This is a genomic window from Actinoallomurus sp. NBC_01490, from assembly GCF_036227085.1.
GTDB classification, from domain to species: Bacteria; Actinomycetota; Actinomycetes; order Streptosporangiales; family Streptosporangiaceae; genus Actinoallomurus; species Actinoallomurus oryzae.
The window spans coordinates 4413143-4431789 of sequence record NZ_CP109433.1; the positions used below are offsets into that span (position 1 = coordinate 4413143).

The following is an 18647-nucleotide window of genomic DNA, read 5'->3' on the forward strand; positions in this document are numbered from 1 at the left end:
CGGTGACTCCTATTCCCCGGACGCCGGTCGGCGACCTCCCGGAGGACTCCGCGCTGGCCGGCTATGTGCGGTGGCTGGCCGCCCACGGCCGGACATTCGCCGGCTACGAGGAGCTGTGGCGCTGGTCGGTTGAGGACCTCGACGCCTTCTGGGCGTCGATCTGGCAGTACTTCGGCGTCCGTGGCGAGCACGGTCCCGTTCTGGGCTTCCGTGCGATGCCGAACGCGCAGTGGTTTCCCGGTACCGAGTTGAACTACGTCGAGCACATGCTGGGCCTGTCCGAGGACGCCGGGCGGTCGGCTGTCCTTGCCTACTCGCAGACCCGTGATCCCCTGCGGCTGAGCTTCGGCGAACTCGCCGATCAGGTCGGCCGCGCTCGCGAGGGACTACGGCGACTCGGAGTAGGCCGTGGCGACCGCGTCGTGGGGTTCCTGCCCAACATTCCCGAAGCGCTGGTGGCGTTCCTGGCCTGCGGCTCGCTCGGCGCGATCTGGGCGTCGTGCGCACCAGAGTTCGGTGCGCGCAGCGTCATCGACCGGTTCGTACAGATCGAACCCACCGTGCTGCTCACTGTCGGCGGTTACACCTACGGCACGAAACCGATCGACAAATCCGCCGACGTGGCCGCGATCCGCGCGGGACTGCCATCGCTACGACACGTCGTCGGCATCGGGTACGGGCCGTATCACGTCGCCGACGCGACTCCCTGGGAAAGCCTGCTCGCCGAGCCCGGTCCGGCGGTGGCCGACCCGGTGCCGTTCGACCATCCCCTGTACGTGTTGTTCTCCTCCGGAACGACCGGACCGCCCAAGGCGATCGTGCATGGCCACGGCGGCATCCTGCTCGAACACCTCAAGTTCCACGCGTTGCACCTCGACACCCGGCCCGGCGACCGGATTCTGTGGTTCACCACCACCGCATGGATGATGTGGAACGTTCTGGTCTCCAGCCTGCTGCGCCGTGCGACCGCGGTGCTCGTCGACGGCAACCCGCAACACCCCGACCAACGTGCGCAGTGGCGGATCGCGGCCGAGGCGCGAGCCACGCTGCTGGGCACCAGCCCCGGCTACCTCATGGCCTGCCGCAAGGCAGGGGTCGAGCTCTCCCGTTCCGTGGACCTGTCGGCCCTGCGGAAACTCGGCGTCACCGGCGCTCCGCTACCCCCGGAGGGCTTCGACTGGGCACGGGCGCAACTCGGCGACGCCACGCCGGTGGACTCCGTGAGCGGCGGCACCGACGTCTGCACCGGTTTCCTCGCCGGCAATCCATGGTTGCCGGTCCGCCGTGGCGAACTCGCCGGGCCATGCCTTGGTGTCGACGTCACCGCGTTCGACCCCCAGGGCAAGGAAATTGTCGGGCAGGTCGGCGAACTCGTCGTCCGCAAGCCCATGCCGTCCATGCCGGTACGGTTCTGGAACGACCCCGGCAACGAGCGCTATCGCAGCTCGTACTTCGACATCTACCCCGGTATCTGGCGGCACGGCGACTGGGTGACGATGACCCGCCATCGCAGTTTCGTGATTTCCGGGCGCTCGGACGCCACGCTCAACCGCGGCGGCGTCCGGCTCGGGACCGCCGAATTCTACTCAGTCGTCGAAGAGCTGTCCGACGTCGCCGACTCGCTGATCGTGCACCTCGAAGACGCCGGCGGACCGGGGCTGCTGCTGTTGTTCGTGGTCTTGCGCGAGGGCATCGAACTGGACGACGCGCTGCGCGGCCGGATTCGCTCCGCGCTTCGCTCTGACCTGTCCCCCCGGCACGTGCCCGACGTCATCGACGCGGTCCCCGCGATACCGCGCACCCTCACTGGCAAGAAACTGGAGAAACCCATCAAGGAAATCTTGCGCGGCCGGCCCGCAGCCGAAGTCCTCAGTCTCGACGCGATCAGCGACCACAGCGCCATCACCGCCTTCTCCGAATTCGCCGCCGCAATACATTCATCCTGAGGAGTGACCTCATGACCGAACCCAGAATGACTTGGCGCGATGCCGTCGATTACTCAGCGACCCACGGCTTGCTGGCGAAGCGCCTTTATGTCGTGTTCTCCGCACCCACGAACGGTCTCGGACCGGTCTTGGAGAACCTCGAGCCCCACCTCCAACACCAAGCGAAGCTGGAGAAGGACGGCATCATGTTCGCCGCCGGACCCCTCGCCAGCGCGGACGAACAGAACTGGGAGGGCAGCGGCATGTTCATCTACCGGGCCGGTTCGCGTGACGAAGCCCGCGCGTTCGCCGATTCCGACCCGATGCACATCAGTGGCGCGAGGACGTACACCATCAAGACGTGGCTGCTCAACGAGGGAACATTCTCCGTCCAACTGTTCTTCTCCGGTGGCGCACCGACGATATCCTGATCCCATAGAGCATCCGGTAGGACGACTCCGGCCCGGCCGGCTCATCAGGCCGGGCCGAATGGGTGTTCGCGAGGAGTCCAGGCGTAGTCGCTGCCGTAGAGCAGCTGGTCCGGTTTCGCGATGCCGGGCACGTCGGCCAAGCCCCCGCCATCACTGGTCGCCTTCGTTGCGGGCCACGCGAACATCGACCTCACCCGGCACAGCCTCGCCGGCCACAATCGTCACGCTCGTGCCGGCGCGCCCCCACCCCTGAGGGTCGCTGAGGGCATTTCCCCGTAGATCTCCCGGTACCGCGCCGCGAATCGACCGGTGTGACCGAATCCCCATCGCAGGGCCACTTCGGTGACGGTAGTCCCGTCGCCGGGATCGGCCGCGACAAGATCGCGGCGTGCCTTCGCCATACGTGTCTGATGCAGGAAAGCCTGCGGGGTGACGTTCAGAGCCTTGCGGAATCCCAGCTCGAGCCCGCGTACGCTCACACCCGCATGCCGTGCGAGGTCCGCGACGGAGTGGATCGCGGAGGTCTCGGCGGTGACGAGGTCGACGGCGGCGGTGACGCTCGCCGGGCCGGAGGGTTTCGCGTACCGCATGATCTCGTCGCTGTGGTTGTGCTCGAAACTCAGGAGCACCGTGATCAACGTATGGTCGGCCAGCTGGCGAATGATCCGGCGCGGGACCTCCTCCGAGGAGCGGTAGCGCTTGAACACGCCGGCGAGTAGCCGCGCCGCCCCGTAGACGGCGATTCCGACACCAAAAGGAATGACCGGGGTGGTGAACCGCAGGGAACGGTCGTCGGCGTGCGGCGCGAGCGTCCGCAGCGCCGACTTCAGCGCCTCGGTGTCGACCCGGAGCGTGAGGACCTCGCACCCCGGACTCCAGGTCATGTGCAGTCGTTCACCGGGTCCGACGAGCACCATGGAACCATCCGCCGACACGACGTGCTGCTGCCCGCGGTGCGTCGCCTCGATGTGGCCGATGACCGGTATCCCGATCGCCAGGTAGCGGTCTTGCCCCGCACGGTCGATCACAACCTCGGAGCCGTAGCTCATGTGACCCACGGCGGCGCCGCCGGCGTCGGCGAAGCGGCCCATCGCCTGGAAGTCGTCCCGATCACGGCCCACGGACAGCCGATGCGGGGAAAGGAACGCCGCGGACGCCACCTCGGCCGCCTCCGGGCTGCGTGTCCGATAGCGTTCGTAGGCCTGCAGGAAGTCCGAGTGAACCGGTGTCGGCGGGCCTTCGGCTTCGTGTGACAGGACGATCCCGGCCAACATCACGCCCTCCAGCGCGTTCGTTGCATACGAGGATTCTTTTGGGGAGCTGTCTCTGCCCCGTCGGTACAGCGTTCAGGTGAAGCGTCTGGAACGTCTGACAGCTCGGCGAGGTCGTCGAGTGTCGCCTTCGCCGAGTCCACGATGACCGCGCTCGGCAGGATCGGTTCGGTCACCGGATCCTTCCTCGACGGTTGTGCCTGCTGTTCGTGCCTGGCGGCATGATCCGGTCACGAGGCCCCGAGGCCGGTCGGTAAGGAAGGCCGTCCAACGAGATCGGCGATCCGCATCGGCGCACCTCCAATAACCAGCATGACGAATATGGTTATTGACCCTGAACCCTTGCTAAGCTGCTGTCAAGACTTCCGCCATAATCATCATGCTTGATGGTGACCTGGAGGTATTGTGAGCGCCGATCGCGGTGGCGTCACGCGCCCGGAGGCCGCAGCTCGCCGGATCGCGGAGGTCGCCGGGTCCGTCTCGCCCGGCACTCGGCTCGGTACCAAGGGCGACATCCGTCGCATGTGCGGCGTGTCGGTCGGCACCTTCAATGAGGCCCTGCGACTGGCCCAGTCCCGCGGCCTGGTCGAGGTACGCCCGGGACCCGGCGGCGGACTGTTCGCGGCCGAGCAGCCTCCTCTGGTCCGCCTGGGCAACTCGGTGCTCGCACTGAACTCGGACGAGAACTCCGTCAGCGACGCCATTCGGATCCGGGACCACCTCGATGAGCTCATCATCTCCGATGCCGCCTGGCACTCTTCCCCGGCCGACCTCGCCCGCTACCGAGCGCAGGTCGCGGCCATGGCCGAGTCCCGCGATCGCTCGGACAGCACGGCGTTCATGCAGGCCAACTGGCGCCTCCACGAGCTGCTCGCGCAGGTCAATCCCAGTCCGATGCTGCGGATGATCTACCTCGCGTTACTAGACGTCATCCGCTCGCACGCCGTGGAGGTTCACGCGGCTCCAGGACACACGGTGGAGGAGTTGCTGGGCACCCGCTACCAGGTGCACGCGGCCCTCGTCGACGCCATCGCCGGGGGCGATCCCGACCGCCTTCGTCACGCTATCGCCGAGCACAGCGTCGACCACACGAACGACTACGAGCGTCACCTCAACGCTGTGTCGGCCGCGGACGCATGACCGTGTCCTCGTGCGCGCTCGAAGAGCGCCATGTCACCAGCCTGACGTGCCGGCTCGTTGAGGAGGCCTGCGAATCGCGGAAACCATTGTGATCGACACGCCTACGCCGCTTTCAACATGAACCCCGAAGGTGCATGATCACCTTGCCGACGATGGCGACGAGGGGCGGCTTCCAGGCCGGCAAGAGGGTCCCGGCCGGTCTCCGAGAAACGGTGCGACCGTCGGTGTGCCGCCTTGCCGCCGTACTTGACAGGCCATAGAGTCCCCATCTTGACGGCAAACCGAGGTCGCCGGGGAGGTTCGAGGAGCTGGTGACTGACATCAGCGCGCACGAGGAGAGAGCACGTTCGGAGAGTGTGCTTTCGACCGCGATCGCGACCGATCCGCGAGACGCCGCGCCGCTAGGACCGACGCAGCGTCCCATTCCGTCGTTCCCCGATCCGCCCCCGCTGGCCGAGCACGGGCCCGCCCGCATCGTCTCGGTCTGTAACCAGAAGGGCGGGGTCGGCAAGACGACGACGACCATCAACCTGGGCGCGTCCCTGGCCGAGCAGGGGCGGCGGGTGCTGCTCGTCGACTTCGACCCGCAGGGCGCGCTGTCGGTGGGCCTGGGCAAGGGCGACCCCCGCCAGCTCGACCTCACGATCTACAACCTGCTCATGGAGCGGGGCGTGGAGACCGAAGAGGTCATCCTGGAGACCAGCGTCGAGGGCATGGACCTGCTGCCCAGCAACATCGACCTGTCCGGCGCGGAGGTCCAGCTCGTCCACGAGGTCGGCCGCGAGTACATCCTCGGCGGGCTGCTCAAGCCGATCGTCGCCGACTACGACTACATCATGATCGACTGTCAGCCGTCGCTGGGCCTGCTGACCGTCAACGCGCTGACCGCCAGCCAGGGCGTCCTCGTCCCCCTCGAGTGCGAATACTTCGCGATGCGCGGTGTCGCGCTGCTCATGGAGACGATCGAGAAGGTACAGGGGCGGCTCAACCAGGAGCTGTCCATCGACGGCTTCCTCGCGACCATGTACGACTCGCGCACGCTCCACACCCGCGAGGTGCTCGGCCGCATCGTGGACGCCTTCGGCGAGAAGGTCTTCCACACGGTCATCAACCGCACCGTACGGTTCCCGGACGCGACGGTCGTGGGTGAGCCCATCACCCGCTTCGACCCGTCGTCCATGGGTGCCAACGCCTACCGGGAGCTCGCCAAGGAGGTACTCCAGAGGTGGCAGCACCTCACCTGACCGGTCCCGGTGCGGCCCCTGACCGCACCGGACCGCCGAGGGGTGCACCCGGGCGTCACGCTCCCACGTGGCAGGGGAGTGCGTGACCTCCACTACCGTTGGCGAGGTGAGCGAGCCGGCCGCGGAGGAGCACAAGCACGGGTTCGAAGTGCACCTCGACAATTTCGAGGGCCCCTTCGACCTGCTCCTCGGCTTGATCGCCAAGCACAAGCTGGACATCACCGAGGTGGCCCTGCACAAGGTCACCGATGAGTTCATCGCCCACATCCGCACCCGCGGCCGCGAGTGGGACCTCGACCAGGCGAGCTACTTCCTGCTGGTCGCCGCCACGCTGCTCGACCTGAAGGCCGCGCGGCTGCTGCCCTCCGGAGAGGTCGAGGACGAAGAGGACCTCGCCCTGCTGGAGGCCCGCGACCTGCTGTTCGCGCGGCTGCTGCAATACCGCGCGTACAAGGAGGTCGCGGGGGTCTTCTCGGGGCGGATCGCCCGCGAGTCGCGCCGCTTCGCCCGTACGGTGCCGATGGAGCCGCGGTTCGCGAACCTCCTGCCCGAGGTGCTCATCGGCCTGGGCCCGGCCGAATTCGCCCGGCTGGCCGCCAAGACCCTCGCGCCCAAACCCGTGCCGACGGTGTCGACCACGCACATCTACGCGCCGCAGGCGAGCGTCAAGGAGCAGGCCGCCCTGCTCGTGGAGCGCCTACGGCGGCTGGAGCGCGCCACCTTCCGGGCGCTGACCGCCGACTGCGCCGGCACCTTCGAGGTCGTCGCGCGGTTCCTGGCCGTGCTCGAGCTCTACCGGGAGAAGGCCGTCGCGCTGGAGCAGGCGGAGCCGCTCGGCGAGCTGTACATCACCTGGACCGGCACCGAAGAGGGCGAGGTCGTCGTCGGCGACGACTACTCAGGACGACCCGCGGAGAAGAAGGACGATGACTGACACCCCTCCCGAGCCCGAAACCGCCGGCCGTCCCCCGCACGGGGCGGACCGCCCGCCCACCGAACCCGCCACGCCCGAGGAGCCGCCGTCCGAGGACGCTGCGCCTGAGGAGCCCGTGTCGGGGGAGACGGTGTCTGAGGGGCCCCCGTCTGGGGAGGCGGCCCCTGAGGAAGCTGCGCCTGCGGAGACGGTGTCTGAGGAGGCCGCGTCTGAACAGACCGCGTCTGAGGAGACGGCCTCTGAGGAGGCCGCGTCCGAGCCGGTCGTGCCCAAGCCGCGGGCGCCAGAACCGGTCGCGTCCCGTTCCGCCGACGGGGCGTTGTTCGACGCGCCGGAGACCGAGCCCGGCGCGGCCGAGCCGTCGCTGCGGGCGGGGCTGGAGGCGATCCTGCTGGTCGTGGACGAGCCGGTCCCGGAGGTGACGCTCGCCCAGATCCTCGAACGGCCCCGCGACGAGGTCGCCGCCACGCTGCGGGAGCTGGCCGCGGAATACGCCGAGCAGGGCCGGGGGTTCGACCTGAGGGAGATCGCCGGTGGCTGGCGGTTCTACACTCGAGATGTCTGCGCCCCCCTCGTCGAGCGGTTCGTTCGCGACGGACAGCAGGCGCGGCTGACGCAGGCGGCGCTGGAGACGCTCGCCGTCATCGCCTACCGGCAGCCGGTGAGCAGGGCACGGGTGTCGGCGATCCGCGGAGTCAACAGCGACGGCGTGATCCGCACCCTGACCGTACGAGGTCTCATCGAGGAGGCGGGGCACGACCCGGAGCACCAGGCGGTGCTCTACCGGACGACGACCTACTTCCTGGAGCGGCTCGGCCTCAACTCCGTTGACGAGCTGCCCGAACTCGCCCCCTACCTGCCTGATGACCTGGAAGGCATAGAGGAACTTCAGCAATGAACACGACCAACGACGGCGTACGGCTCCAGAAGGTGCTCGCCGACGCGGGTGTGGCCAGCCGCCGCGCCTGTGAGGAGCTGATCGCTGCCGGACGGGTCACCGTCGACGGTGAGAAGATCACCTGGTTCGGCGCGCGCGTCGATCCGCAGCAGGCCGTCATCCACGTCGACGGCAAGCGCATCCCCACCCGCGCCGAGCTGCGTTACTACATGCTCAACAAGCCCACCGGTGTCGTCAGCACCATGTCCGACCCCAGGGGCCGTAAGACCCTCGCCGCGTACGTCGGCGACGTGCCCGAGCGGCTCTTCCACGTCGGCCGTCTCGACACCGACACCGAGGGCCTCCTGCTGCTCACCAACGACGGTGAACTGGCGAATCGCCTCATGCACCCGCGATACGGTGTTTCCAAGACCTACCTCGCCGAGATCCACGGGCCGATCGGCCGTGACCTCGGCAAGAGGCTCAAGCAGGGCGTCAAACTCGCGGACGGCTTCGCCAAGGCGGACGAGTTCCGCGTGTTCGACCAGGTCGGCAAGCGGATTCTCGTCGAGGTGACCCTTCACGAGGGCCGCAAGCACATCGTGCGCCGCCTGCTCGCCGAGGTCGGTCATCCGGTTCAGCAGCTCGCCCGCACCGAGTTCGGCCCGGTGAAGCTGGGCCGCCTGAGGTCGGGCACGATCCGGGCGCTCACCACCAAGGAGATCGGCGAGCTGTACGCGGCGGTCGAGCTCTGACCCGCCGCTGATCAAGGGAGGTTTTGTGGGGGTACTGGCCGTACGCGGGGCCGTCCAGGTCGATGCCGACGATCGTGACCAGATTCTCGAGGCGACCGCCGAGCTGGTCACCGAGGTGATGACCCGCAACGCTCTCACCACCGACGACGTCATCAGCGTGATCTTCACCGCGACACCGGACCTGACCGCGGAGTTCCCGGCGCTGGCCGCGCGCAAGCTCGGCTTCCACGACGTGCCGCTGCTGTGCGCCAGCGAGATCAACGTGCCGCACGCGCTGCCGCGCGTGATCCGCCTGATGGCCCACATCCAGAGCGACCGTCCGCGCTCGGACATCCAGCACGTCTATCTGCGCGGCGCCACCGCACTGCGCCTGGACATCGCGCAGTAGCCGGCGGCCACGTTCCACCCGACCGGCGCCGCCCCGGCGAGCAGCGCCGGTGAGCAGGACGCGGCCGGGCACGGCGAGCGGCGCACGCTGCGGCTCCGGTCGTACGGTCTCGGTGGGCGGGCACGGCGACGCCAGGGCACGTGGCGGGTTCCGGTCGGAATCGGCCGGTCGAGGGTCCGTTCCGGTGGACGCGGGGCCACGGCGGGGCGGGCGGCGCAACGTGTTCCGGGCCGTCTACCGCCGTGAGACCGCGCCTGCGGCCCGGAGGCCGGCTACGGCGCCCCGATGTCCGGGGTCGCGGCGATTCGCCGCGAGTGTTGCGGATACGCTTCGAGACCACGCGGAGGTGAAGTCATCGGCGCGACACGACAGGTCGTCGTCATCGGCACCGGGTTGATCGGGACTTCGGTGGCGCTCGCGCTGCGCGAGCGCGGTGACGACGTACGGCTGAGCGACCGCGATCCGGCGTACGTGCGGATGGCGGCGGAACTCGGTGCCGGCGTTCCGCTGGAGGACGGCGACGGGCCCGCCGACGTCGCGGTGATCGCGGTGCCGCCGGCGGCCGTCGCGTCGACGCTGCTCGACGCCCAGAAGCGCGGCCTCGCCCGCGTCTACACCGACGTCGCGAGCGTCAAGTCCCGGCCGCTGCGCGAGGCCGCCGAGCTGGGCTGCGACCTGACGTGTTACGTCGCCGGGCATCCCCTCGCCGGCCGCGAGCGCTCCGGGCCCGCCGCGGCGCGCGCCGACCTGTTCCTCGGCCATCCGTGGGCGCTGTGCCCCACCCCGAAGACCCTTCCGGAGGCGGTCGAGGCCGTGACCGCGCTGGCCGAGGCCTGCGGCGCGCAGACCGTGGTGGTCGACCCCGAGGAGCACGACCGGGCCGTCGCGCTGGTCTCGCACGGCCCCCACGTGGCCGCCGCCGCGGTGGCCGCCCGGCTGGAGGCCGCGCCGGAGGTCGCGCTGGGCCTGGCCGGTCAGGGCGTACGCGACGTCACCCGCATCGCCGCGAGCGACCCGTCACTGTGGATCGGCATCCTCAGCTCCAACGCCGAGCCCGTCGCCGACGTCATCGACGCGGTCGCCGCCGACCTCGCCGCGACCGCCGCGGCGTTGCGCGCGGGTGCCGAGACCGACGTGACCGCGCTGCTGAGGCGCGGCGGCACCGGCCGCCGCCGCCTGCCGGGAAAGCACGGCGACCGGGCCGGCACCTACGCGGTGGTGTCCGTCGTCATCCCCGACCGGCCCGGCGAGCTGGCCCTGCTGTTCCAGGCGGCCGGGGTCGCGGGGGTCAACATCGAGGACGTGACGATCGAGCATTCGCCCGGACGCCCGGTCGGTGTGGTCGAGCTGAGCGTGACGCCCGCGGCGGCACAGCGCCTCGCGGACGAACTGCGGGCGCGTGGCTGGTCGGTTCCGGGCTGAGAGCCCGCCCGGCGCCCTCGCCCGTGCGCTCGCCGGGCGCCGGCCGGGACCGCCACGGGCGCAGCAGCAGCGTCAGCCGTACGGTGCCGATGACGATCATGCAGGTGATCGGGGCGAAGGCCAGCTGGAACGACGGGGCGCTGTAGGTGCCTCCGGCGGCGTCCAGCAGCGCTCCGGCGCCGAGTGAGGCGCTCATCGCCGCGGAGAACCCGCCGATGTTGACCACTCCGGAGGCGACACCGCCACGGCTCGGCGGATTGGCGTCGCGCGCCAGGTCGAAGGCGAGCATCGACGCCGCGCTGCCGACGGCGCTGAGGAGGACGAGGACCACCGCGAACGCCACGGGCAGGTGCCCACCGGGCCAGGTGACCGCGGTGACCCAGACGGCGGCGAGGGCGGCGGCCACCGAGATGATCAGCCGCCCGCGCAGGTGGGGCCGGCGGCCCGCCACCCAGCCGAGGGCGGGCGCGACCACCAGCGGTGCCGCCGCGGTCAGTGTGAGCGTCAGACGGGCGGGCCCCGGGTCCATGCCGAGCCCCTTGACCAGGTACGGGTAGCCCCACAGCGTCGCCAGCACCATGAACGCCGACATGAGCGTGAAGTGCGCCCACACGGCGGTGCGCGTGCCGCGCTGCCCGACCACCTCGCGCAGGCCGGCCGAGACGGGGGTCTTCACGGGGGAACGCTCCATCGCGGGCGCCGGGTGGTCGGCGACCCACCACCACACGACGAACGCGAGGGCGACGCTGAGCACGGCCGTGCCGAGGAAGGTCGGCGTCCAGCCGTACGCGCGCAGGGCGGCCGACAGCGGAACGGTGCCGCCGACCTGGCCGAGCGACCCGGTCATCGCGGTCAGCGCGGTGAGCATGGCGAACCGCCGCCGGGGGAACCAGGAGGCGGCCAGGCGCACCACGCTGATGAACGTGAAGGCGTCACCGAGGCCGACGATGCCGCGCCCGAGGACGGCGAGCGGCAGGGAGGTCGCGAAGGCGAACAGCGCCTCGCCGAGGGCCATGCACAGCAGCGCGACGCCGAGCATCCGGCGCGGGCCGAACCGGTCGGCCATGATGCCGCTGGGGATCTGCATGACCAGGTACACACCCAGCTGCAGGATCGCGAAGGTGGACAGCGCGGTAGCGCCGACGCCGAAGCGCTGCTGGGCGGCGAGGGCCGCGACGCCGAGGCTCGTACGGTGGAAGAAGGCCACCAGGTAGACGAGGGCGCCGAGGCCCCACACGCTCCACGCGCGGCGGCCGCCGAGGGGATGGGAGGGGGTCTGCGGACGGGGCGGCGACGAAACCGCGACGTTCACTTTTCACCTTTCAGAGGGCAGGGGTGTGCTCCGCGGGACGCGGTGAGGGGTTGGGGACGGTCAGGAACGGCCGCGCAGGGCGGATCCGGCGGTCTGCAGGTGCCGGTGGATCGCGGCGCGGATCCGGCGGCGGTCACCCGAGCGGACGGCCTCCAGGATCTCGGTGTGGTCCCGGATCGCGTCGGCGGCGCGTACGGGGTCGTCGGCGGTGAGGCGGGCCATGCGCAGCTGGCGGTCGCGCAGCGAGTCGTACAGCTGGGTGAGGATCTCGTTGCCGGTGGCGGCGACGAGCGAGCGGTGGAAGCACCGGTCGGCGTAGGCGAACTCCCGGCCGTCACCGGCGTCGGCGTGGCGTCGCATGTCCTCCAGGAGCCGCGTGAGCTCGCCGACCAGCTCGGGCCCGATGGTGGCCCGGCCGGCGGTGAAGGTCTCCACCAGCTCGCGGGTCTCCAGCACGTCGGCGATCTCCTGGGGGGAGACCGGCAGGACCAGCGCACCGCGCTTGGGGTAGAGGCGTACGAGGCCCTCGGTCTCCAGGCGGAGGAGCGCCTCGCGCACCGGGGTGCGGGACACCCCGACCGCCGTGGCGATCTCACCCTCGCTCAGCAGCGCGCCGCCCGGGTAGGCGCGATCGAGGATGGCCTGCTTCACGTGGTCGTAGGCCCGGGAGGTCGCAGTGCTCATTCTTGTATCTATGTTACATACAAGACGTATGCCATCTCGCACGGGCTTGTCGATGGAGGGATCAAGCCGGCCCGCCGTACCGGTAGCCTCAGACGTTGGCCGGTCGGTACGGGAGAGGAAGCACAAGAGATGCTCGTCATCGCCATGGACGGCCCCTCGGGTTCGGGCAAGTCCAGCGTGTCCAAGGGTGTGGCACGCGCCCTGGGGCTGCGTTACCTCGACACGGGCGCGATGTACCGCGCCGTGACGTGGTGGATGCTACGTCAGGGCGTCCCGGTCGACGACCCGGCCGCGGTGGCCGCCCGCGCGGGCGAGCCCGTCCTGAGCGTCGGCACCGACCCCGACGCCCCGACGATCAGCGTCGACGACACGGACGTCGCGCGGCCCATCCGCACCGACGAGGTCACCGGCGCCGTCAGCGCCGTGGCCGCGGTCCCGGAGGTCCGCCGGCGCCTCGTCGCGCTGCAACAGCAGATCATCGGCGCCGGCGGTATCGTGGTGGAGGGCCGTGACATCGGCACGGTCGTCGCGCCGGACGCGGCGGTCAAGATCTACCTCACCGCGAGCGCCGAGGCGCGCGCGCAGCGCCGCAGCAAGGAGCTGACCGGCGCCTCCGTCGCCGCGACCCAGGCCGATCTGGCCCGCCGCGACCACCATGACTCCACCCGCAAGGTCGACCCGCTGGCGCGCGCGGCGGACGCCGTGGAGGTCGACACCACCAGCCTGACCCTTCCCGAGGTCATCACCGAGGTCGTACGGATCGCGAAGGGCGCCGACGCCGATGACGCGGCGCGCGAAGCCGTGTACGGCGAGGAGCGTCCGTGAGCGAGATCGAGCATGCCGATGTCCTGGACATCGGCGACAGTGTGGAGCACGACGTCGCGCCGCCTCCGGTCGTGGCCGTCGTCGGCCGGCCGAACGTCGGCAAGTCCACGCTGGTCAACCGGATCCTCGGCCGTCGTGAGGCGGTCGTGGAGGACGTGCCCGGCGTGACCCGCGACCGGGTCGCGTACGACGCCGCGTGGGGCGGGCGCCGGTTCACGGTGCTCGACACCGGCGGCTGGGAGCCGAAGGCCGAGGGCCTCGCCGCCGCCGTCGCCGACCAGGCGCGGCTGGCGGTCGACGCCGCGGACGTCGTGCTGTTCGTGGTCGACGCGACGGTCGGCGCCACCGACACCGACGAGGCCGTGGTGGGTGTTCTGCGGCGCGCCGACAAGCCGGTCGTGCTGGCCGCCAACAAGGTCGACGACGCCCGGGCCGAGGCGGACGCCGCGGCGCTGTGGTCCCTCGGTCTGGGTGAGCCGCTCGTCGTCTCCGCGCTGCACGGGCGGGGGAGCGGCGACCTGCTCGACGCCGTGCTGAACGCGCTGCCCGAAGAGGCGCCGCCGGACAGGTTCGGCGTCGCGGGAGGACCGCGCCGCATCGCGTTGCTCGGCCGGCCCAACGTCGGCAAGTCCAGCCTGCTCAACCAGCTCGCCGGTGAGAACCGCGTCGTCGTCGACTCCGTCGCCGGCACGACGCGGGACCCGGTGGACGAGCTGGTCGAGCTGGGCGGCCGCACCTGGAAGTTCGTCGACACGGCCGGCATCCGCCGGCGGGCCCGCGAGTCGCAGGGCGCCGACTTCTACGCCACGCTGCGCACCCAGTCGGCGCTCGACCGGTCCGAGGTCGCGGTCGTGCTCATCGACGCGAGCGAGCCGCTCGCCGAGCAGGATCTGCGGATCATCACGATGGTGATCGAGTCGGGCCGTGCGCTGGTCCTGGCGTTCAACAAGTGGGACCTGGTGGACGAGGAGCGCCGTCACTTCCTCGACCGCGAGATCGACCGGCAGCTCCACCACGCGCGCTGGGCGCCGCGGGTCAACATCTCGGCCCGTACGGGACGCCACGTCGAAAAGCTCGTGCCCGCCATCGATACGGCGCTGGAGGGCTGGGGCGAGCGCGTGCCGACCGCGCGGCTCAACTCCTTCATGACCGACCTGGTGGCGGCCAAGCCGCACCCCGTACGCGGCGGAAAGCAGCCGCGCGTCATGTTCGCCACGCAGGCGGGCGTGCAGCCGCCGCGGTTCGTGCTGTTCACCACGGGCTTCCTGGAGGCGGGCTACCGGCGGTTCGTCGAACGCCGGCTGCGCGAGGACTTCGGCTTCGCGGGCACGCCCATCGAGATCAGCATGAAGATTCGGGAGAAGCGCCAGCGCAAGTGAGACGTACGCGGGCCGCCGGTGCGCACCGGCGGCCCGCGTACGTCCAAACCACGCCTCAGGCGGAGGCGCCGACCTTGCGGCTCTCCATCGCGTGCTGGACCAGCGCGATCAGCACCTTCTTGCCCGACTCCCGCACCCGCGCGTCACAGAGCATCACCGGCACGCCGGAGCCGAGGTTCAGCGCGGCCTGGACCTCGTCCAGCTCGTACTGCTTGGCGCCCTCGAAGCAGTTCACCGCGACGATGAACGGGATGTTGCGGCGCTCGAAGTAGTCGACGGCGGGGAAGCAGTCCGCGAGCCGCCGCGTGTCGGCGAGCACGACCGCGCCGAGCGAGCCGATCGCCACCTCGTCCCACATGAACCAGAACCGCTCCTGCCCGGGCGTGCCGAACAGGTACAGCATGAACTGGTCCTTGATGGTGATGCGGCCGAAGTCCATCGCGACGGTGGTGGTGGTCTTGCCCTCCACACCCGCGATGTCGTCGACGCGCACGCCCTTGTCGGTGAGGATCTCCTCGGTGCGGAGCGGCTTCGTCTCTGAGACGGCACCGACCAGCGTGGTCTTTCCGGCACCGAACCCGCCGGCGATGAGGATCTTGATCGCCTTGGGCAGTCTCCGGCCCTGTCGATCAAAGCGCATGGAGTCCATCGATCACTGCCCTGTACATCTGCTCGTCGGTCATGAGGTCGGTGTCGGTATGAGGGTCCTGCACCGTGATGAGCCCTTTGTCGAGGAGGTCGCCGAGCAGCACGCGGACGGTGACGGTCGGGAGCTTGAGGTGGCCCGCGATCTCGGCCACCGACAGCACCTGCTCGCAGAGGCGCACCACGGCCTGGTGCTCCGGGCCGAGGCCGAGTTCCGGCGTCGCCGGGAGGCCGGTGGCCTCGACCATCGTGACCAGGTCGAACTTGCCGCGTACGGGCTGCATCCGGCCACTGGTCATCACGTACGGCCGGACCAGTGGCCCGGCCTGGTCATCCAGCCAGCGTTCTTCGTCCTCGGCTTCGTCGGCCGGCGGCTCGGCCGATCGGCCGGCAAGGTTCTCGTCGCCGGCCTCCGTGCCCGGGAACTCCTCACCGGGTGGTTCGCCGGGCGAGGTCACGACGCCTGCTCGGAACTACGGGACGCGGCGGTCAGATGGTGGCCGAGTCCGGTGACGAGCATCGCCATCTCGTAGGCGATGAGCCCGATGTCGGCCTCCTCGGTGCTGAGCACCGCCAGGCAGGCGCCCTGGCCGGCGACGGTCACCAGGAGGTACGCCGACCGCATCTCGACGACGGTCTGCCGGATGGGGCCACCGCCGAAGCGCTCGCCCACTCCCTTGGCCAGCGACTGGATGCCGGCCGCGACCGCCGCCAGATGCTCGGCGTCTTCGTGTTCGAACTCCCGTGAGGCCGCCATCAGCAGGCCGTCCGCGGACAGCACGATGGCGTGCTGCGCCTCCGGCACGCGTTTGATCAGGTCGTCGAGCAACCAGGCCAGATCGGCGGAGGGGTCTGTCTTTTGCGTCACTGGTTGTCCTCTTGGGCGTCTTCAGCGGGTGTGGAAGTGTCGTCGGTCGCGTCGGTCAGCGATCGCGCCGCCGCGTCGGTCCGGCCTCGGCGGGTGCCCGCCTGGAGTCCGCCGAACGATTTGCGGATCTCCTCCGGCGTGGGACCGTCGTCAGGCGGGGCCGCGGCCGACGCGGACGACGAGGTCGGGCCGTCCGTGCGCAGCGCCGGGGAGATGCTGGCCTGGGGCACGCGGACCGGCAGGCCGCCGGGGGTGGTCTGCGAGGCCGGCGTGGGCGTCGGTCCGGTCGGCTCCGCGCGCTCGGGCTCCCGCGACGTCGTGGACGTACGCCGGGGGAGCGGCGGCAGGGTGCCGGGCTCGCCGGCGGCCGGCTCGGCGGTGGGCGCGGCGGCCGAGGGCTCGCTCGCCGGGCCCGTCGCCTCGGCGGGCGCCGGAGTGGACGGACGCGCCGGCGCCGGGCTGGACGGCTGGGCCGGGGACGGCAGGGCGGGTGGCTCGAGCACGGTGGCCTCCGTGACGCGGGCGGGCACGTCGCCGTACGACGTGGCGGTCATGCCGCCGGCCGCGACCCCGACGGGCACGCTGCGAGCCGCGGCTCCGGCCTCGCCCTCGTTCTCGGCACCCTCGACCACCAGTTCGTGGGGGATGAGCACGACCGCGGTCGTGCCGCCGTAGGAGGAGTGCTTGAGCGAGACCTTGACGTCATAACGCATGGCCAGGCGGCCGACGACGTACAGGCCGAGGTGGGCCGAACTGGACAGGTTGAACTCCGGCGGGTCGGTGACCCGCTCGTTGATGTCGGCGAGGATCTCGTCGGTCATGCCGAGCCCGCGGTCTTCGATCTCCACGGCGTACCCGTGCGCGACCATGTGGCCGCTGACCTGCGCCTGGGTGTACGGCGGGGAGAACGAGACGGCGTTCTCGATCAGCTCGGCGAGGAGGTGGACGATGTCACCGACGGCCCGGCCGGCCAGGGCGACGTCGCCCATCGGCATCACCGTGACCCGGGTGTAGTCCTCGACCTCGGCGACGGCGGACCGGACCACGTCGATCATGGGCACCGGGCGGCGCCAGCCACGGGCGGGCGTGGCGCCGGACAGGACGATGAGGTTCTCCGCGTTGCGCCGCATCCGGGTGGCCAGGTGGTCGACGTGGAACAGGTCCTCCAGCTCCGCGGAGTCGTCCTGGCGGCGCTCCATGGTGTCCAGCAGGGTCAGCTGCCGGTGGACGAGCGCCTGGGAGCGGCGCGCCAGGCTGAGGAGGATGTCGCGGATGCCGCGGCGCAGCTCGGCCTGTTCGACCGCGGTGCGGATCGCGGTCTCCTGCACGGAGTTGAACGCGTGGCCCACCTGGCCGATCTCGTCGTTGCCGAACCGCAGGGGCGGCGCCTCCTTGGCGACGTCCACCTTCTCGCCGCGGCCCAGCCGTTCGACGACGCCCGGCAGCCGCTGGTCGGCCAGCTCGCGTGCGGCGGCGCGCAGCTTCTCCAGCTGCCGCATGAGGCTACGGGCCGTGGTGATCGACACGACGATCGACGCGATGACCGCCAGGAGACCGAGACCACCGGCCAGGGCCAGCCGGACGATGACGCCGATCACGATGGGCGTGGACTTGTCGACCATCCGGCTACCACCGCCGAACACCGCCTGCGAAAGGGTGTTCAGCGCCGGGTCCGCCGCCGCCCGCCACTGGGCGGAGGTGATCGGCGGCAGCTTGCCGGGCCGGGCTCTGGTCATCAGCGTCGTCTCCACGGTGCGGAACCGCGTGAGCGAGGAGCTCTTGGTAGCCAGGTCGTAGGAGGTGCGGTCGGTGTCCAGCAGCTCTTCACGGACCTTGGCGAGCGCCTCGCGCTGGGCGCCCACGTCCTGGACGAACTGCAGGTAGTCGGAGTTGGTGAAGCGCCGCGCGGCGAGGACGCCGGAGACGAGCGCGTCCTCCTGGGAGAGCACCTCCCTGGCCCGGTTGAGCTCGATCAGGGTACGGATGCCGCGGGCGAAGTCCTTGTCGTCGAGGGTGGCGAGGGAGTCGTTGATGGTGAAGAGCGCGTCGATGGCGTTGGTGTAGACCGCCTCGGTCTTGGCTCGGTCGGCCAGCCCGGAGTCGATCTCGTTGCGGCTCGCCGCGAGGCCGTTGAGCTGTTGCAGCAGATTGTTGATGGCCTGCCTGAGCTCGGAGCTCTCCATGAGCTTCACGCCGCGGCCCTCGACGCTCTTGCGGAACACGGCCGCGGTCTGGTCGGTGCGGGACCGCTGGCGGGCGAGCGCGGCCTGCTCCTGCGGACCGGGGTGGCCCAGGCGGACCATGGACAGCTGGCGCTCGCGCTGGAGCTCGGGCTGGAGGTCGTCGATCGGCGACGCGACGCCGCTGTTGAGCGCGGACACCCCGAGCAGGTTCACGCCTTCGCGTAGGGTGACCCATGCGGCGAACACCCAGAGGGCGATCAGGGACAGCAGCAGAGCGGTGATCTTGGTTCGCAGGCGCGCGTTACGAATGCGCATTACACCAGCCCCAGCACATATTTCGACGGATTAAGAACTTCTTTACCTT

The 18647-nt window shown here is 70.4% G+C and carries 17 protein-coding genes and 1 pseudogene; 11 read left to right on the plus strand and 7 right to left on the minus strand.

Annotated elements, in window-relative coordinates:
• Positions 1 to 2 precede the first annotated feature (2 nt).
• Entirely contained in the window at positions 3 to 1946 is a 1944-nt protein-coding gene (locus tag OG417_RS21125) for an acetoacetate--CoA ligase (RefSeq protein ID WP_329258657.1), read from the plus strand.
• Between the two features lie 11 nt (positions 1947 to 1957).
• Positions 1958 to 2356, plus strand: coding sequence for a YciI family protein (locus tag OG417_RS21130; RefSeq protein ID WP_329258660.1), 399 nt, complete (start codon positions 1958 to 1960; stop codon positions 2354 to 2356).
• A gap of 221 nt (positions 2357 to 2577) precedes the next feature.
• Here OG417_RS21130 and OG417_RS21135 read toward each other — a convergent pair whose 3' ends face one another.
• Positions 2578 to 3630, minus strand: coding sequence for an AraC family transcriptional regulator (locus OG417_RS21135; protein WP_329258663.1), 1053 nt, complete (start codon positions 3628 to 3630; stop codon positions 2578 to 2580).
• A gap of 402 nt (positions 3631 to 4032) precedes the next feature.
• Here OG417_RS21135 and OG417_RS21140 point away from each other — a divergent pair, with 402 nt between their 5' ends.
• The 7 genes from OG417_RS21140 to OG417_RS21170 all read left to right on the plus strand — a co-directional run bounded on the left by OG417_RS21140 (position 4033) and on the right by OG417_RS21170 (position 10387).
• On the plus strand, positions 4033 to 4767 hold the full coding sequence (locus OG417_RS21140) for a FadR/GntR family transcriptional regulator (RefSeq protein ID WP_329258665.1): 735 nt from the start codon (positions 4033 to 4035) through the stop codon (positions 4765 to 4767).
• A 422-nt stretch (positions 4768 to 5189) separates the two neighbouring features.
• A complete protein-coding gene (locus OG417_RS21145; RefSeq protein WP_442875756.1) occupies positions 5190 to 6011 on the plus strand; it encodes a ParA family protein in 822 nt (273 codons plus the stop codon).
• Between the two features lie 106 nt (positions 6012 to 6117).
• A complete protein-coding gene (locus tag OG417_RS21150) occupies positions 6118 to 6945 on the plus strand; it encodes a segregation and condensation protein A (protein WP_329258668.1) in 828 nt (275 codons plus the stop codon).
• Between the two features lie 319 nt (positions 6946 to 7264).
• Complete coding sequence (gene scpB, locus OG417_RS21155) at positions 7265 to 7843, plus strand: SMC-Scp complex subunit ScpB (RefSeq protein WP_329262442.1); 579 nt, start codon at positions 7265 to 7267, stop codon at positions 7841 to 7843.
• Positions 7840 to 8577, plus strand: coding sequence for a pseudouridine synthase (locus OG417_RS21160; protein ID WP_285566347.1), 738 nt, complete (start codon positions 7840 to 7842; stop codon positions 8575 to 8577). The genes scpB and OG417_RS21160 overlap by 4 nt, the downstream gene beginning before the upstream one ends.
• Before the next feature lie 25 nt (positions 8578 to 8602).
• Positions 8603 to 8965 carry a chorismate mutase gene (aroH, locus tag OG417_RS21165; RefSeq protein ID WP_285566345.1) on the plus strand — a complete coding sequence of 121 codons (363 nt, stop codon included), beginning with the start codon at positions 8603 to 8605 and terminating at the stop codon, positions 8963 to 8965.
• 285 nt (positions 8966 to 9250) lie between these two features.
• A complete protein-coding gene (locus tag OG417_RS21170) occupies positions 9251 to 10387 on the plus strand; it encodes a prephenate dehydrogenase (RefSeq protein ID WP_442875711.1) in 1137 nt (378 codons plus the stop codon).
• Between the two features lie 16 nt (positions 10388 to 10403).
• Here the strand turns inward: OG417_RS21170 and OG417_RS21175 are convergent.
• Positions 10404 to 11699: pseudogene (locus OG417_RS21175) on the minus strand (MFS transporter); the annotation flags it as partial.
• Positions 11700 to 11759: 60 nt separating this feature from the next.
• Positions 11760 to 12383, minus strand: coding sequence for a GntR family transcriptional regulator (locus OG417_RS21180; RefSeq protein ID WP_329258671.1), 624 nt, complete (start codon positions 12381 to 12383; stop codon positions 11760 to 11762).
• 129 nt (positions 12384 to 12512) lie between these two features.
• Between OG417_RS21180 and cmk the strand changes: the two genes are divergently transcribed.
• Together cmk and der are read left to right on the plus strand one after the other, a co-directional pair.
• Complete coding sequence (gene cmk / locus OG417_RS21185; RefSeq protein ID WP_329258673.1) at positions 12513 to 13208, plus strand: (d)CMP kinase; 696 nt, start codon at positions 12513 to 12515, stop codon at positions 13206 to 13208.
• A gap of 5 nt (positions 13209 to 13213) precedes the next feature.
• Positions 13214 to 14587, plus strand: a complete 1374-nt coding sequence (der, locus tag OG417_RS21190) for a ribosome biogenesis GTPase Der (protein WP_329262448.1) — start codon at positions 13214 to 13216, stop codon at positions 14585 to 14587.
• A gap of 55 nt (positions 14588 to 14642) precedes the next feature.
• On the opposite strand, the gene OG417_RS21195 is transcribed toward der, so the two are convergent.
• Genes OG417_RS21195 through OG417_RS21210 form a run of 4 tightly spaced genes read right to left on the minus strand, consistent with a single transcriptional unit; the run spans position 14643 to position 18598 of the window.
• Entirely contained in the window at positions 14643 to 15236 is a 594-nt protein-coding gene (locus OG417_RS21195; protein ID WP_329258675.1) for a GTP-binding protein, read from the minus strand.
• On the minus strand, positions 15217 to 15690 hold the full coding sequence (locus OG417_RS21200) for a DUF742 domain-containing protein (protein WP_329258677.1): 474 nt from the start codon (positions 15688 to 15690) through the stop codon (positions 15217 to 15219). Before OG417_RS21200 ends, OG417_RS21195 begins: the two co-directional genes overlap by 20 nt.
• Entirely contained in the window at positions 15687 to 16100 is a 414-nt protein-coding gene (locus OG417_RS21205; protein ID WP_329258680.1) for a roadblock/LC7 domain-containing protein, read from the minus strand. Before OG417_RS21205 ends, OG417_RS21200 begins: the two co-directional genes overlap by 4 nt.
• Entirely contained in the window at positions 16097 to 18598 is a 2502-nt protein-coding gene (locus OG417_RS21210; RefSeq protein WP_329258683.1) for a sensor histidine kinase, read from the minus strand. The genes OG417_RS21205 and OG417_RS21210 overlap by 4 nt, the downstream gene beginning before the upstream one ends.
• Positions 18599 to 18647: the final 49 nt, after the last annotated feature.

Coding starts and splice junctions, on each gene's coding strand:
- OG417_RS21170 (WP_442875711.1), top strand. CDS start 9,251: ATGTCCGGGGTCGCGGCGATTCGCCGCGAGTGTTGCGGATACGCTTCG.
- OG417_RS21180 (WP_329258671.1), bottom strand. CDS start 12,383: ATGAGCACTGCGACCTCCCGGGCCTACGACCACGTGAAGCAGGCCATC.
- OG417_RS21135 (WP_329258663.1), bottom strand. CDS start 3,630: ATGTTGGCCGGGATCGTCCTGTCACACGAAGCCGAAGGCCCGCCGACA.
- OG417_RS21195 (WP_329258675.1), bottom strand. CDS start 15,236: ATGGACTCCATGCGCTTTGATCGACAGGGCCGGAGACTGCCCAAGGCG.
- cmk (WP_329258673.1), top strand. CDS start 12,513: ATGCTCGTCATCGCCATGGACGGCCCCTCGGGTTCGGGCAAGTCCAGC.
- OG417_RS21160 (WP_285566347.1), top strand. CDS start 7,840: ATGAACACGACCAACGACGGCGTACGGCTCCAGAAGGTGCTCGCCGAC.
- OG417_RS21130 (WP_329258660.1), top strand. CDS start 1,958: ATGACCGAACCCAGAATGACTTGGCGCGATGCCGTCGATTACTCAGCG.
- OG417_RS21210 (WP_329258683.1), bottom strand. CDS start 18,598: ATGCGCATTCGTAACGCGCGCCTGCGAACCAAGATCACCGCTCTGCTG.